The 14,654-nt window shown below is 69.1% G+C and carries 14 protein-coding genes; 3 read left to right on the forward strand and 11 right to left on the reverse strand.

All coding sequences use genetic code 11. The features are described 5' to 3' along the window. The first annotated feature begins 40 nt into the window (after nt 1-40). Nucleotides 41-544, forward strand: coding sequence for a phasin family protein (locus BUF17_RS05545; protein ID WP_073626436.1), 504 nt, complete (start codon nt 41-43; stop codon nt 542-544). A 297-nt stretch (nt 545-841) separates the two neighbouring features. Further along, nucleotides 842-1,324 carry a phasin gene (locus tag BUF17_RS05550; protein WP_073626440.1) on the forward strand — a complete coding sequence of 161 codons (483 nt, stop codon included), beginning with the start codon at nt 842-844 and terminating at the stop codon, nt 1,322-1,324. Nucleotides 1,325-1,735: 411 nt separating this feature from the next. Here BUF17_RS05550 and BUF17_RS05555 read toward each other — a convergent pair whose 3' ends face one another. The 9 genes from BUF17_RS05555 to BUF17_RS05595 all read right to left on the reverse strand — a co-directional run bounded on the left by BUF17_RS05555 (nt 1,736) and on the right by BUF17_RS05595 (nt 11,448). Next, nucleotides 1,736-2,221: an arsenate-mycothiol transferase ArsC gene (locus BUF17_RS05555; RefSeq protein ID WP_073626442.1), complete on the reverse strand. Its 486-nt coding sequence runs from the start codon at nt 2,219-2,221 to the stop codon at nt 1,736-1,738. 2 nt (nt 2,222-2,223) lie between these two features. Beyond that, the gene (locus BUF17_RS05560) at nt 2,224-2,805 is read right to left on the reverse strand and encodes a UPF0262 family protein (RefSeq protein ID WP_084564100.1); all 582 of its coding nucleotides are present in this window, start codon (nt 2,803-2,805) and stop codon (nt 2,224-2,226) included. A 15-nt stretch (nt 2,806-2,820) separates the two neighbouring features. Next, entirely contained in the window at nt 2,821-4,113 is a 1,293-nt protein-coding gene (gene hisD, locus BUF17_RS05565; protein WP_073626444.1) for a histidinol dehydrogenase, read from the reverse strand. A gap of 117 nt (nt 4,114-4,230) precedes the next feature. Further along, nucleotides 4,231-4,671, reverse strand: coding sequence for a DUF2948 family protein (locus tag BUF17_RS05570; protein WP_073626446.1), 441 nt, complete (start codon nt 4,669-4,671; stop codon nt 4,231-4,233). Nucleotides 4,672-4,801: 130 nt separating this feature from the next. After that, nucleotides 4,802-6,091 (reverse strand): UDP-N-acetylglucosamine 1-carboxyvinyltransferase, encoded by a 1,290-nt coding sequence (gene murA / locus BUF17_RS05575; RefSeq protein WP_073626448.1) that lies wholly within the window; start codon nt 6,089-6,091, stop codon nt 4,802-4,804. A gap of 87 nt (nt 6,092-6,178) precedes the next feature. After that, the gene (locus BUF17_RS05580) at nt 6,179-6,802 is read right to left on the reverse strand and encodes a hypothetical protein (RefSeq protein ID WP_139282431.1); all 624 of its coding nucleotides are present in this window, start codon (nt 6,800-6,802) and stop codon (nt 6,179-6,181) included. A 248-nt stretch (nt 6,803-7,050) separates the two neighbouring features. Beyond that, nucleotides 7,051-9,462, reverse strand: coding sequence for an ATP-dependent helicase (locus BUF17_RS05585; protein WP_073626452.1), 2,412 nt, complete (start codon nt 9,460-9,462; stop codon nt 7,051-7,053). Nucleotides 9,463-9,547: 85 nt separating this feature from the next. Then, entirely contained in the window at nt 9,548-10,489 is a 942-nt protein-coding gene (gene tehA / locus BUF17_RS05590) for a dicarboxylate transporter/tellurite-resistance protein TehA (protein WP_073626454.1), read from the reverse strand. Nucleotides 10,490-10,542: 53 nt separating this feature from the next. After that, nucleotides 10,543-11,448 carry a histone deacetylase family protein gene (locus BUF17_RS05595; protein ID WP_073626456.1) on the reverse strand — a complete coding sequence of 302 codons (906 nt, stop codon included), beginning with the start codon at nt 11,446-11,448 and terminating at the stop codon, nt 10,543-10,545. Nucleotides 11,449-11,685: 237 nt separating this feature from the next. Between BUF17_RS05595 and BUF17_RS05600 the strand changes: the two genes are divergently transcribed. Continuing rightward, nucleotides 11,686-13,089 (forward strand): MATE family efflux transporter, encoded by a 1,404-nt coding sequence (locus BUF17_RS05600; RefSeq protein WP_073626458.1) that lies wholly within the window; start codon nt 11,686-11,688, stop codon nt 13,087-13,089. Here BUF17_RS05600 and BUF17_RS05605 read toward each other — a convergent pair. Together BUF17_RS05605 and BUF17_RS05610 are read right to left on the reverse strand one after the other, a co-directional pair. Further along, nucleotides 13,041-14,129, reverse strand: a complete 1,089-nt coding sequence (locus tag BUF17_RS05605; protein ID WP_073626459.1) for a quinone-dependent dihydroorotate dehydrogenase — start codon at nt 14,127-14,129, stop codon at nt 13,041-13,043. The two genes, BUF17_RS05600 and BUF17_RS05605, sit on opposite strands and share 49 nt — an antisense overlap. A gap of 10 nt (nt 14,130-14,139) precedes the next feature. Continuing rightward, nucleotides 14,140-14,490, reverse strand: coding sequence for a DUF952 domain-containing protein (locus tag BUF17_RS05610; protein ID WP_073626461.1), 351 nt, complete (start codon nt 14,488-14,490; stop codon nt 14,140-14,142). Between the last annotated feature and the right edge of the window lie 164 nt (nt 14,491-14,654).

The raw sequence follows: 14,654 nt of genomic DNA on the forward strand, positions 1-14,654 counted from the left end.
ACGGGACCGCCGGTTCAAACACCGACAGGAGGTTTCGCCCATGACATCCCCCAAGGCTCCCCCGGAGATCGGCAAGTTCGAAATTCCGTCCGAGGTGCGCTCCTATGCCGAGGCCAGCGTCGACCAGGCCCGCAAGGCGTTCGACCAGTTCATGACTGCCGCGCGGCATACCGTCACCACGCTCGACGAGCGCTCGGCACCCGAGAAGCGCAGCGGGCAGGATGTGAGCCGGCAGGTCCTCACCTTCACCGACGAGAACGTCGCCGCGGCGTTCTCGCTGGCGCTCAATCTCGTCAAGGCGGCGACGGTCGAGGAAGTGGTGAAGCTGCAATCGGCGTTCCTGACCGACCGCATGCAGGCGCTCGGCACGCAGGCGAAGGCGATAGGCGAGGCCGCGCAGACCGAGATCACGGCGCGGACCGCCAGTGCCATGGAAAATGCCCGCAAGACCGCCGAAGCCGCGCAGCAGGCGGTTCACGACGCCGTGCCGAAAGCGGCGGCCCCGAAAGGCACCGCCCCCGGCGACGCCACCTCCGGGGATTGAGCGGCGAAGACGCGGAGTCGTCCAAGGTTCTAATGTTCGAAAGACCGCAGGCCGGCGGGCGACGCCGGCCTGCGGTCCGGATGCACGCTTTGGCTCGCTTTGTGCAATGCAAAATAATGTTGCAATGCAAAATAAGCGCGCCTATCTTTGTCTCAGCACGCGACGGGCGCCGGGCAAAGGTCACAACGGCCGGCCGGGCCATGTCGCGTCGCCGGAATGCGCGGGCACCCGATCCGGCTGCCCTTTCCCAAGCCGCATTCCGCGTTGTCGACTGCCGCCCAAGGAAGGAGCCCGATCATGACCGAGAAGCCTGCTACGACGCGGACCGTGAAGAAGACCATTTCCGCCGCGCTGCCCGCCGATCCGTTCACCATGCCGTCCGTGGAATTTCCCCCGGCCGTCCGCGAGATGGCGGAGAAGAGCGTCGCCCAGGCCAAGGAAGCCTATGCGAAGTTCAAGACTGCGGCCGAAGAAGCCACCGACGCCCTGGAAGACACCTACGAGAGCACCCGAAAGGGCGTGATCGAGTTCAACTTCAAGGCGCTCGACGCGGCGAAGACCAACACCGACGCCACCTTCGATTTCATCAAGGAAATCATCTCGGCCAAGTCGGTCGCCGAAGCCATCGAGCTGCAGACCTCCTTCGCGCGCAAGCAGTTCGAGGCTCTTTCGGGCCAGGCCAAGGAGTTCCAGGAGCTCGCCACCAAGATCGCTTCCGAGAGCGGCTCGCCCCTGAAGGACGCCTTCTCGAAGGCCGTGAAGGAACTGAAGGCGGCCTGAGGCCTCCCCGCGACTATCCCGCTCACATCGAGACGATCTGAGCGAATGAGGAGTCGGCGACCGCCCGGAGCGGTTGCCGATATCCGGCCGGCGGGGCCCCCACCCCGCCGAAACGCCTTGCGCACGTCCGATCCGGCGGCACGTCTGATGAGGCCGCTCTGTTGCGTCTGCGAGGTGGCCTCCACGAAGCCCCTCCCCCAAGGCAGCCCGCGAGACGACCGTGCCGCAGCGCCTGCAGTTGGCGCGCGGTTGACGTCTCGCTGATGCAGCCGATTTCGGCGCAGCCCGGCACGTTAAGCGCGACGCAGCCTGAACGACGCGATCTCCAGTTCCGGAAATCATGACGCGCCTTTGCGGGCGGATGGGTTCATCCGATCGCGGGGGGTGTCTCCTGCGGCTCGTCCCGGCCGGTCACGCGCCGAGCAGCGGCGCCGCAGGCAGTTCGAAGCGGCGGCGGATGCGGGTTTCGAGTTCACGTCGAACGCCCCGATAGGCGTCCATGATCTGGCTGCGCGAGCCCATCGTGGCCGTCGGGTCGATGATCGGCCAGTACTCGACCTCCAGCGCCTCCGTGCGGGCCATGTCGAGCACCTGGTGATGGGCCTCCGGCGCCAGCGTCACCACCAGATCGAAATTGGTGTCTTCCAGTTCGTCGAGCGCGATCGGCCGGTGCTGGCTGATGTCGAGCCCGACCTCCTCCATCACCGCGGCGGCGAAGGGATCCTTCTCGTCGGGCCTGACCCCGGCTGAGCGCACATAGACGGCATTGCCGAACAGGTGGCGGGCGATGGCAGCCGCCATGGGCGAGCGCACCGCGTTCTGCCGGCAGACGAACAGGACGGCGCCGGGGCGGGAGCGTCCCGGCTGCCCGGCCTCGCCTGCCGCATCGTCCGCCATGCTCATCCCTTCCAGTGCAGGGCGCAGATCAGGGTGAACAGCCGGCGGGCGGTATCGAAATCGAGCACGACCTTGCCCTCGAGCCGCTCCATCAGAAGGCGGGAGCCCTCGTTGTGGATGCCGCGCCGCCCCATGTCGATGGCCTCGATCTGGCTCGGCGAGGCCGTGCGGATCGCCTGATAGTAGCTGTCGCAGATCAGGAAATAATCGCGCAGGATGCCCCGGAACGGGTTGAGCGACAGCAGGTGCGTGACGACGACCAGGCCGGCGTCGTCGCGGATCTCGAGGATCAGCCGCCGCTCGCGGATCGCCAGCATCAGCCGGTATGGGCCGCCGTCGTGGCCGGCCGGCGCGAACACGTTCTCCTCGATGAGGTCGTAGATCGCGACCGCCCGCTCATGGTCGATATCGGCCGAGGTGCGCGCGATGGAGGCTTCGTCGAGTTCGACGCCGATCAGGCGCGGCACCGGCTCCCGCCCGGGCTGGGCGAAAGCCCGCTCGCGCCCCCGCCCCGTGCCGCCCGCAGGCTCCGCGGGGGATGCGGAGGATCGGGGGTCGTCCCCGCCGGTGCCGTCCGTCGCCATCGCGACGCCTCCCGCTCACAGATTGAGTCGTATCCCGACCGAACGGCCGTGCGCTTCGAGCCCTTCGGCCCGCGCCAGCGCCATGGCCGCGCCGCCGAGCGCCCTCAGACTATCCACATCGCACCGCAGGATCGAGGTGCGCTTGACGAATTCGAGCACGGTCAGCCCCGACGAGAATCGTGCGGAGCGCGCGGTGGGCAGCACGTGGTTGGAGCCGCCGACATAGTCGCCGATGGCCTCCGGCGTGTAACGGCCGAGGAACACCGCGCCGGCATTGCGCACCAGCACCAGAAGCTCGTCCGGCTGGTCGACCGCCAGTTCCAGATGCTCCGGGGCGATGCGGTTGATCAGCGCCGGCGCCTCGCCGAGATTACGCACCACGATGGTCGCGCCATAGTCGCGCCAGCTCGCGCCGGCGACGTCGGCGCGCGGCAGCGTCTCGAGCTGGCGGGCGACCTCGCGCTCGACGGAAGTGGCGAACACCACGTCGTCGGTGATCAGGATCGACTGGGCGGCCGCGTCGTGCTCCGCCTGGGCGAGCAGGTCGGCCGCGACCCAGGCCGGATCGTTGTCGCCGTCCGCAACCACCAGCACTTCGGAGGGACCGGCCACCATGTCGATGCCGACGGTTCCGAACACGCGGCGCTTCGCGCACGCGACATAGGCGTTGCCGGGGCCGACGATCTTGGCGACCGGACGGATGGTCTCGGTGCCATAGGCGAGAGCGGCGATCGCCTGGGCACCGCCGACGCGATAGATCTCGTCGACGCCGGCGAGCCGCGCGGCGACCAGCACGAGCGGATTGATCTCACCGTTGGGTGCCGGCACCACCATGACGACGCGCGGCACGCCCGCGACCTTCGCCGGCACCGCGTTCATCAGCACCGAACTCGGATAGCTCGCCGTGCCGCCGGGCACGTAGAGGCCGACCGCCTCGATGGCGGTCCAGCGATGACCGAGCTCGACGCCGAGGCTGTCCACATAGCGCTCGTCGGCCGGCTTCTGGCGGCGGTGATAGGCCTCGATGCGGTCTCGGGCGAATTCCAGCGCAGCGCGGGTCGGGCCGTCCACCGCCGCCTCGGCGGCATCGATCTCCGCCTGTGTGACGGCGATGCCGAGATGCGCGAGGTCGACGCGATCGAAGCGGGCGGAGAGGTCGATCAGCGCGGCATCACCGCGGGCACGCACGTCGGCGATGATCTCGGCCACGGCGGCGTCCACCTCTTCGGACACCTCCCGCTTGGTGGCGAGCAGGGCTGCGAAGCGGGCCTCGAAGTCTGGCTGTCGGGTGGAAATGCGGATCGCCAAGTCAACCTGCCGAAAGTTTCAGGCCAAGAAGGCCGAGAAGAACGGGAAGAACAGATCGGAGAATGCGGGGCGGAACGCCGTGCGCCGGCCGTGCGGCCGACCGCGGCGTATGGCGGCTTAGTCGCTCGCTTCGTGCTCGGGCCGCGCACGCGCCGCCCAGGCTCCGCCGAGATCGGCGAGCCGGGCCTCGATGCACTCGACCTCGAGACGGATGCGTCCGCCACCGGCAAAATGAAGGGTGACGACGCCGGCCGGTTCGTCGCTGGCGGCGAAGGTGACCGCCAGCAGCACGGCCACCGTCTTGTCGTCCTCCGGCCGGATGCCTGTCGACACCACCCTGGAAACGCGGTCGAAATGAAGGACGGCGGCGCGCCGCTCGTCGGCCCTGTCGCCGACGCGGAGCGCCTTCTCCCAGGCGAAACGGTTGAGCGGCAGCACGAAACGGCGCTCGCCGGCGAGCCAGCGGGCAAGACCCGGCCGGGTCACGGCATCCTGCACATGGGCGGAAACGATCGCGAGATCTTCCGCATCGAGCGCGATGAGCTTGATCACATCCATGAGGCTGGCACCGGATAATCCCTTCCGGCGGTAGTTAGTCCGTTCGCCGTGCGCGTGCAAGGCGCTCGGCCGCAGGACAGACGAACGGATAACGGGCAACGGCGAAGGCGGCGGCGCGTGCCGCCCCGCATCAGGCCGACAGGCGCTCGATCTCGGCGCCGCAGCGCGAGAGCTTGTCTTCCAGCCGCTCGAAGCCGCGGTCGAGATGGTAGACGCGATTGACCGTCGTCTCGCCCTCGGCCGCAAGGCCGGCGATCACCAGCGACACCGAGGCGCGCAGGTCCGTCGCCATCACCGGCGCGCCCTTCAGGCGCTCCACGCCGGTGATCGTCGCCGTCTCGCCGTCGAGGCGGATGTCGGCGCCGAAGCGGGCCAGCTCCTGCACGTGCATGAAGCGGTTCTCGAAGATGGTCTCGGTGATGTGCGACACGCCCTTGGCCTTCGTCATCAGCGCCATGAGCTGGGCCTGAAGGTCGGTCGGAAAGCCCGGGAAAGGCGCGGTCGTGACCTCGACCGGGTCGATGCCGTGTCCGTTGCGGCGAACGCGGATGCCGTGGTTGAGAACGTCGATCTCGGCGCCGGCCCCGCGCAGCACGTCCAGCACGGCATCGAGCAGGTCGGCGCTCGCCCCGTCGAGGGTCACATCGCCACCGGCCATGGCCACAGCCATGGCATAGGTGCCGGTCTCGATGCGGTCGGGCAGCACGCGGTGGCGGGCGCCGGACAGGCGCGGCACGCCGGAAATGTGGATCTCGCTGGTTCCCGCGCCCTCGATGCGCGCGCCCATGGCGGTGAGGCAGCGGGCGAGGTCGGCGATCTCCGGCTCGCGGGCGGCGTTCTCGATCACGGTGTCGCCCTTGGCGAGCGTGGCGGCCATCATCACCGTGTGGGTGGCACCGACGGAGACCTTCGGGAACGTCACCCGCCCGCCGGCCAGCCCCTTCGGCGCACGGGCGACTGCGTAGCCGCCCTCGATGTCGATCTCGGCGCCGAGCTGCTTCAGGCCGGAGATGAAGAAATCGACCGGCCGGGTGCCGATGGCGCAGCCGCCGGGCAGCGACACCCGCGCCTCGCCCATGCGCGCGAGCAGCGGGCCGATCACCCAGAAGCTCGCCCGCATCTTCGAGACGAGTTCATAGGGAGCGGTGGTGTCGACGATGGCGCGGGCGGACAGGTCGACCGTCTGGCCGGTCATGTCGTCCTGGCCGTTGCGCTTGCCCTGGATGGCGTGATCGACGCCGTGATTGGAGAGGATCTGGAACAGAAGCTGCACGTCGCGCAGGCGCGGCAGATTTTCCAGCGTCAGCGTCTCGTCCGTCAGGAGACCCGCGATCATCAGCGGCAGGGCCGCATTCTTCGCGCCCGAGATCGGAATGGTGCCGTTAAGGGGCGCGCCGCCGACGATCCTGATCTTGTCCATGAAATTCCGTGTTCCCGAAGCCGCCGGGCCGGCCTGCTTTCCCGAATGGATCCGCGTACTCCAGCCCGGGCCGGGACGCAAGCACCGTCAGCGTGGCCGGAACGCGATCGCGGCCGCGACCATCCAGGCGTAGGAGACGAACTCTGTGCTCTCCTCCCACCGGTCGGCGGCGGCGTGGGTGATCCGGAAGTAGCCCTTGTCGAACGGCCAGCCGGCGAGCGCGAACACGAAGGCGATGATCAGGCATATGCCGACGGGGCTTGCGATCATGCGCAGCCCCGCGATCACGGCGTCGAAGAACGCATGGCGATAGATCGCGAGCACGATCAGCATCGCGAGGCCGAGCAGCAGGTGCGGCGCCCATCCGTTGATCGCGAAGGTCAGCCACGCCGGGGCCTTGGTCAGGCCGAGATCGAGTTCGCGGTCGGCCATCGCGAGGCTCAGCAATGCGAAGCCGAACGCGACAAGCCGGATCTCGGGCCTTTGGGAGACGACCGCACCGACCACGAAGATCGCAGCGGCCGCGACGAGCAGCACGACCTGCGCGTCCTCGATCGGTCCGTTCTCGACGAACCAGGCATCGGGGATCATCGTCAGCAAGCCGGCCACCACCATGACCGCGAGCACGCTGGACACGAACAGCACCAACCAGAGACCGACGGATGTCGCCGAAACCGGACGATCCGCCGACGCCGCGCGCAAACAACCCATACCGTGTCCCTTCCGAGCGAGGCTGGCCGCCCATCCGGACGCACCGCTTTGTACGCAATGCACGTTCCGGCCGATCCGCGGCCGACGCTCCGAGATCGATTCCGAGGGCCATTGCCCGCCGCAGGGAGCACCGCGCGGCACGAACGATTTCGTAAGCTAATATTATTGTATGCGCCCGGGGATTTCCCGTGTCCAGAGCGGCGGCCGGAACGGATGCCCGTCCGTCGGACGCAGACGGCGGTCCCGGCTCAAAGCCGTTCCACGAACGAATCCAGCACCTTCTTCCGGCCGGCCTTGTCGAAATCGACCGTCAGCTTGTTTCCATCGACAACCGCAACGGATCCGTTTCCAAATTTCTGGTGGAAAACCCGCGCGCCCACCGTGAAGTCCGAGCCGCCGTCGACCACGCTCTTGGCGACCAGCTCGCCCTCGATGGTCGCGCCGCCGGACCTCAGCCGTGCCGCCGGTGCCGACATCGGGCGCGGGCCACCGGAGGCGTCGCGGGTGCGCTCGCGAGCGCGTTCCCAGCCCGGGGTCGTGTAGCGCGAGCCGAAGCTGTCGGAGCGGTCGAATCGGCTCGCGCCGTAGCCGCCATACCCTCCGGCGCCACCGGATTCGCGAACGTTGACGTGGTCCTCCGGCAGTTCGTCGAGAAAGCGCGACGGCACCGAGGTCTGCCACATCCCGTGGACGCGGCGGTTGGACGCGAACCAGACATAGGCGCGCTTGCGCGCCCGGGTGAGGCCGACATAGGCGAGCCGGCGCTCTTCCTCCAGGCCCGCGCGGCCGCCCTCGTCGAGCGAACGCTGGTGGGGGAACAGCCCCTCCTCCCAGCCCGGCAGGAACACGGTGTCGAACTCGAGCCCCTTGGCGCCGTGCAGCGTCATCAGCGTGACGGCATCCTGGTTGGCGTCGCTTTCGGCATCCATCACCAGCGAGACGTGCTCAAGGAAGCTCGTCATCGATTCGAAATCCTGCATGGAACGGATCAGTTCCTTCAGGTTCTCCAGCCGGCCCGGCGCGTCGGCGGAGCGGTCCTGGCGCCACATCTCGGTGTAGCCGGATTCGTCGAGAATGGTCTCGGCCAGTTCGTGGTGCGGGCGGGTGTCGAGATCGGCGCGCCAGTGGGCGAAGGCGCCGAGCAGATCACGCAGGGTGGCGCGGGCCTTGGGCTTGATTTCCTCGGTGTCGATCAGGTCGGCCGCCGCCGCCATCAGCGGAATCCGCCGGGCGCGCGCGGTGTCGTGGCAGAGCTTGATGGTCGCTTCGCCGAGGCCGCGCTTGGGGGTGTTGACGATGCGCTCGAAGGCGAGGTCGTCGGCCGGCTGCACGGTCGCCCGGAAATAGGCGAGCGCGTCGCGGATCTCCATGCGCTCGTAGAAACGCGGGCCGCCGACCACCCGGTAAGGCAGGCCGAGGGTGACGAAGCGGTCTTCGAACTCCCGCATCTGGAACGAGGCGCGCATCAGGATGGCGATCTCGTCGAGCTTGTGGCCCTTGCGCTGCAGGCTCTCGATCTCGTCGCCGATGGCGCGGGCTTCCTCGTTGGAATCCCACGACGAGGCGACCGTGACGAGCGCCGCCTCGGGATCGCGCCGGTCGGTGAACAGCGTCTTGCCGAGCCGGCCCTCGTTGTGGGCGATGAGGTGCGAGGCCGCGGCCAGGATCGGCGCCGTGGACCGGTAGTTCCGTTCGAGGCGGATGACGGCGGCACCCGGGAAATCGTGCTCGAAGCGCAGGATGTTGTCGACCTCGGCGCCGCGCCAGCCATAGATCGACTGGTCGTCGTCGCCGACGCAGCAGATGTTGGGATTGCTCTGCGCGAGAAGGCGCAGCCACAGATATTGCGCGACGTTGGTGTCCTGATACTCGTCGACCAGCATGTAGCGGAAGCGGCGCTGGTAGTCGGCGAGCACGTCCGGGTGGGTGCGGAACAGCCGAATCGGCTCGACCAGGAGGTCGCCGAAATCGACCGCATTCAGCACCTTCAGCCTGTCCTGGTAGGCGGCGTAGAGCTCCTGCCCACGGCCGTTGGCGAAGCCCCTGCCCTCAGAGGCTGGCACCTTGTCCGGCGTCAGGCCGCGGTTCTTCCAGGTGTCGATCAGGGCGGCGAGCTGGCGGGCCGGCCAGCGCTTCTCGTCGAGATTCTCCGCCTGGATGATCTGCTTCATCAGGCGAAGCTGATCGTCGGTGTCGAGAATGGTGAAATCGGACTTCAGCCCCACCAGCTCGGCGTTGCGGCGCAGGATCTTGGTGCCGATGGAATGAAACGTGCCGAGCCAGCCCATCCCTTCGACCGTGCCGCCGACGAGGGCGGAGATGCGATGGCGCATCTCGCGGGCCGCCTTGTTGGTGAAGGTGACGGCGAGGATCTGGTGCGGTGCGGCGCGGCCGGTGGCGATGATGTGGGCGATGCGGGTGGTCAGCACCCGCGTCTTGCCGGTGCCGGCACCGGCGAGCACCAGCACCGGACCATCGACGGTCTCGACCGCGCGGCGCTGCTCGGGATTGAGCCCCTCGAGATAGGCGGGATCGCGCCCGCCGCCACCGAGGGCACGCGCGGCTATTCCGCCCGGCCGGGGCGCGGGCGGCGGCGCGGCATCGCCGAACAGCGGATCGTCGTCGAAGGGGCGGGCGTTCGGCCCGGCGGGAAGCACCATCGGAAAGAGATCGACCTTGAACGAATCTGTGGAACGGATCTCGAACGATATAGGAAAGCCACGCCGAAATCGAAGGGGCGCGCGGCTATTGCGGCCGCGCTTCGCGTGCCACGAAGCGCACCGTCGCAACGGCCAGGATCAGGATCGCGACGTTGGCGAGCCCGAACAGCACGACAGAGATCGGGATCATCACCCCGCCGGCGCCGTTGATGACCATCAGCATCGCCGCGCCGGCGGCAGCCGTCACGCCGAACGAGAACGCCCACCAGGCCGGCGAGAACCACGACACCGCGAACCACGGCATGAGCCGCAGCAGCACGAGATATTGCAGCAGGCCGTAGCCCATCAGCGCATAGGCGAACACCGGCAGCGGCCCGGGCTGAAGGCTGAGATAGGCGACGAGCCCGACCACCGAGGGCGCAAGCTGGATGCCGAGCAGCGGCCGCACCGCCGGCGCCATCGATTCGTGGGCGAACAGCCGCATCCAAACGGTCGATTCGATCGCGAGCCACGAGAACAGCCCCGCCCCGAGGAACAGCAGGCCGAGATCGTGCAGGCCGAGCGATGCGCAGGCGATGGCCGAGGCGAAATTGCCGGCGACGAGCGGCAGATAGAGCACCGGCGTCATCGCCTCCGCCGGGCGGCCGCCCTGCCACAGGCTGCCGACCCGCCAGATCACGAACCCGACATGGCCGACGATGCCGACGGCGAAGAACGCCCACGCGGCCGCCATCGAATAGGGCCGCACGCCCGGCACCAGCAGCAGCGTGGCGACGAAGGCGAGGCCCCAGAAGCAGCACTGGATCGGGTGAGCCAGCTCCGCGGCGAGGTCGTCGGGGTGGCGCAGGTGGCGCAGCACGAACGCGACGGCGAGCACCACCCAGATCACGCAGGAAAGCGCGATGATCGCCTCGCCGACCGGCGCCGGCACCCCCCACAGCCGCGTGGCGAGCCGCCACACGCCGCCGAGGCCGACGAGCCCGAGCACGATGGAAAAGAACGACGACGGCAGGCGGTCGAAGCGCATTTCGGGCCTTTCCGGAAGCCGGACGATAGAAGCCGACGTGACCTTTTGGGGGATCAGACGAACTCCGCCGCCGTGCGGTGGATGAGGGCGTGGCGGCGGGCGAGCAGGTCGATGTCGTCCATGTAGCCGCCGGCGATCACGGCGGCGAGCGGCACGCCGGCCTCGCGCACCGCGTCGATCACGAACCGGTCGCGCTCGACGAGGCCGGCGTCCGTCAGCGCGAGACGGCCGAGCTTGTCGTCGCGATGAGGATCGACCCCGGCGAGATAGAACACGATATCCGGCCGGTGGTTGACGACCGCTTTCGGCACGATCTCGCGCACCAGCGCGACATAATCCCGGTCGCCGGTGTCGTCCGGCAGCGGGGCGTCGAGGTCCGAGCGCTCCTTCTCCGCCGGATAGTTCTTCTCCGCATGGATCGAGAGCGTGAACACCTCCGGCACCTGCGAGAAGATCTCGGCGGTTCCGTCGCCCTGATGCACATCGCAATCCACCACCAGCGCGCGCTCGATCCGCCCCTCGGCAAGAAGGGCTCGGATCGCCACCGCCACGTCGTTGAACACGCAGAACCCCGCACCGCCGGAGCGGCGCGCGTGGTGGCTGCCGCCCGCGGTGTTGGCGGCGATGCCGTGGGCGAGCGCGAGGCGGGCGGCGAGCACCGTGCCGGACGTCGCCATCCGGCCGCGGCGGGTCACCGTCTCCGTCATCGGGAAGCCGATCCGCCGCGCCACGTCGCGGGGCACGTCGGACGCGAACACCTGCTCGACATAAGTCTCGTCGTGGACGCGGGCGAACCACTCGAACGGGGCCGGCTCGGGAACGTGGAATCCGTCCGCCCCCGTCACAAGCCCCTCCTCCACCAGCACTTCCGCGAGTCGGCGGAACTTGCCCATGGGAAAACGATGATCGGCGCCGATCTCGGCGTGATAGTCGGAATGATGGACGATCGGCAGGGGCATCGGGGCCATCCCGGGCTGAGCACGAACCGGATGTGAGGAAGCGTGTGCAGGATAGAGGGGACGGGCATCGGGCGAAACCGGCTTTCATCGCCCTTCAGGCACGCCCCGATGGCACGACAACAGGCTTGAATTCTTCCAGACGGAAGCGCCTGATTGGCCCGGCGGGCTTTGCGGCGGGCTCCCGACCGTGTCCGCCCCTCCCCCCACGCGTCCGCACTCCCGACCATGCCGGCCTTTATGACACCTCACGAAGCGACCCAACCGGCCGGCGCGACGCGCCCCTCCTCCGTCGGCCATCGCACGGTGCTCGCGATCGCAGTGCCGATGACGCTCGCGCACCTGTCGACGCCCCTCGTCGGCATCGTCGACGGCGCCCTGATCGGCTGGACAGGCGACGCGGCGATGATGGGCGGCATCGCCGTCGGTGCGCTGGCGTTCGACATCCTGTTCTCGTTCTTCTCGTTCCTCCGTATGGGCACGACAGGCCTTGCCGCGCAGGCCTTCGGGGCCGGCGACAAAACCGAGCAGCGGGCTGTGCTGGCCCGCGCGCTGATGGCCGCGGTCGTGCTTGGCGCCGGGCTTGTCGTGTGCGCGGTGCCGCTGTGCTGGGCGTTCGTCACCGCGATCGGGGCAAGCCCGGCGGTGAACACCGCCTTCGCCGGCTATTTCATGGTGCGCATCCTCGCCGCCCCGCTCACCCTGCTCAATTATTCCGTGCTCGGCTGGGTGGTCGGCATCGGCCGCGCCGGCATCGGCCTCGCACTGCAACTGCTGCTCAACGGCGTCAACATGGCCGCCGGGGTGGCGTTGGTGTGGGGGCTCGGCCTCGGTACTGCCGGCGCCGGCGGCGCGGCCGTCGCGGCGGAGGCCGTCGCCGCCATAGCGGGGATCGTGGTGGTGATCGTGCTCACCCGCGGCGGCGCCTGGCCGGCGTGGGCGCGGCTCGCCGAGCGGCGCGCGGTCGTCGCGACCTTCGCCGTCAACCGCGACATCATGATCCGCTCGGTCGCGCTTACCGCCGCCCTCGGCTTCTTCACCGCCCAGGGCGCCCGGCATGGCGACGTGGTGCTGGCGGCCAACGCGGTCCTGTTCAATCTGGTGCTTGCCGGATCCTATTTCCTCGACGGCCTCGCCACCGCCGCCGAACAGCTCGCGGGACGCGCGATCGGCGCCCGCCGGCCGGATGATTTCCGCCGCGCGGTGACGCTTTCGGTCGGCTGGGGCTTCTTCATGGCGGGCATTCTCACGGCGATCTTCGCCCTCGGCGGCCCGACGCTCATCGACCTGATGACCGCCTCGCCGGAGGTGCGCGAGATGGCCCGGCACTATCTGTTCTGGGTGCTGCTGGCGCCGGCTTTCGGCGTGCTCGCCTTCGAGCTCGACGGGGTCTTCATCGGCGCGACGTGGTCGAGCACCATGCGCGACATGATGCTGGTCTCGCTCGCCGGCTATTTCGCGCTCTGGGCCGTGCTGGCGCCGCTGTTCGGCAACCACGGACTGTGGGCGGCGCTGATCGGCTTCTTCGGCCTGCGCGGTCTGACGCTGGCCGCCTGCCTGCCGCGCCGGCTGAAGCGGGCCTTCGCCGCTGCCCCCTACGCCCCCCTTGCCGCCCACTCCGCCGCCTCGCACCCGACCGCCTGATCGAGCGAGGCGAGGCCGCGGCGGCGCAGTTCGGCGGAAAGCCCGTTGAGGATCGCGCCCACGAGCTCCGGCCCCTCGTAGACGAGCCCGGTATAGAGCTGCAGCAGGCTCGCGCCCGCGGCGATCTTGGCGAAGGCGGTTTCGGGCGAATCGATGCCGCCGACGCCGACGAGCGGCAGCCGCGTGCCGAGCCTGAGGCGGAACTTCGCCAGCACCTGCGTCGAGAGCGGGAACAGCGGCCGGCCGGAAAGCCCGCCAGTCTCGCGCGCCGCCGGCTCGCGCAGCCCGGGCCGGGTGATGGTAGTGTTCGACACGATGAGCCCGTCGAGCGCGGTCGCAGAGACCGTCTCGACCACGTCGTCGATACCCTCGTCGGTCAGATCCGGCGCGACCTTGAGAAGGACCGGCACCCGCCGGCCGTGGCGCTCCGCCGCCGCGTCGCGTGCCGCGAGCACCCGCACCAGTAAAGCGCCGAGCGCGTCCTTCGCCTGAAGGTCGCGCAGGCCCGGCGTGTTGGGCGAGGAGACGTTCACGGTGAAATAGGAGGCGACGTCGGCGAAGCGCTCGATGCCGAGCACGTAGTCGCCGATGCGGTCCTCCGAATCCTTGTTGGCGCCGACATTGATGCCGACGATTCCGGGTCGGCCGGCGCGGGCCGCAAGCCGCCGGCGCGCGCCCTCGTGGCCGCCGCTGTTGAAGCCGAGCCGGTTGATGACGCCGTGGTCCGCGGGCAGGCGGAACATGCGCGGACGGGGATTGCCGGGCTGCGGCTTCGGCGTGATCGTGCCGATCTCGGTGAAACCGAAGCCGAGGGCGAGCAGCGCGTCGGGCACTTCGGCATCCTTGTCGAACCCGGCCGCCATGCCGAGCGGGTTCGGGAAATCGAGCCCGAACAGCGACACCCGCAAGGCCGGGTCGCGGCGGGCCGTGGGCGCACGCAGGAGGCCGGAGGAGAGCGCCGACACGGTCAGGCGATGGGCCTGTTCCGGGTCCATGCGAAACAGGAGCGACCGGGCGAAGCCGCGATAGAGATCGATCATCGCGGCGTCCTCAGGGCAGCAGGCCGGAGAAGTCGTGGCGGCCGTCCGCGCCGAGCGGAAGCGCGTTCACGACTATCACCGCCGACAGCGGCAGCGGCCCATAGAGGTGGGGGAACAGCGCGCCGCCGCGGGACGGCTCGTATTTCAGCGCCGCCGCGATTGCCGCGGTATCGACCGCAACCAGCACCAGATCGTCGCGGCCGGCGAAATGGCGGGCCGCCGTTTCCGCGACCTGCCCGGCGGTGGAGAAGTGGATGTAGCCGTCGGCGAGGTCGATCGCCGCGCCGTCGAACCGGCCGGCCGCTTCCGCCGCCGCCCACTCCTGCCGCCCCGCGATCTTGTAGATCACTGCATCCGCCATCCGGTCTTCCCTTTCAGCCCTTCCAGCCCCTCGCGCGGCGGACCCTAGAGCATATCCCGCCCGGATCGAAGCGATCTGACGCCGAGGACATGCACAAGATCCGGGATCGGCTCTCTTTTTGGATCGCTCTGCCCGGGATCGGAGCAACCTTATGGTGGACGGAA

The sequence above is a fragment of the Pseudoxanthobacter soli DSM 19599 genome, from assembly GCF_900148505.1.
GTDB lineage: Bacteria > Pseudomonadota > Alphaproteobacteria > Rhizobiales > Segnochrobactraceae > Pseudoxanthobacter > Pseudoxanthobacter soli.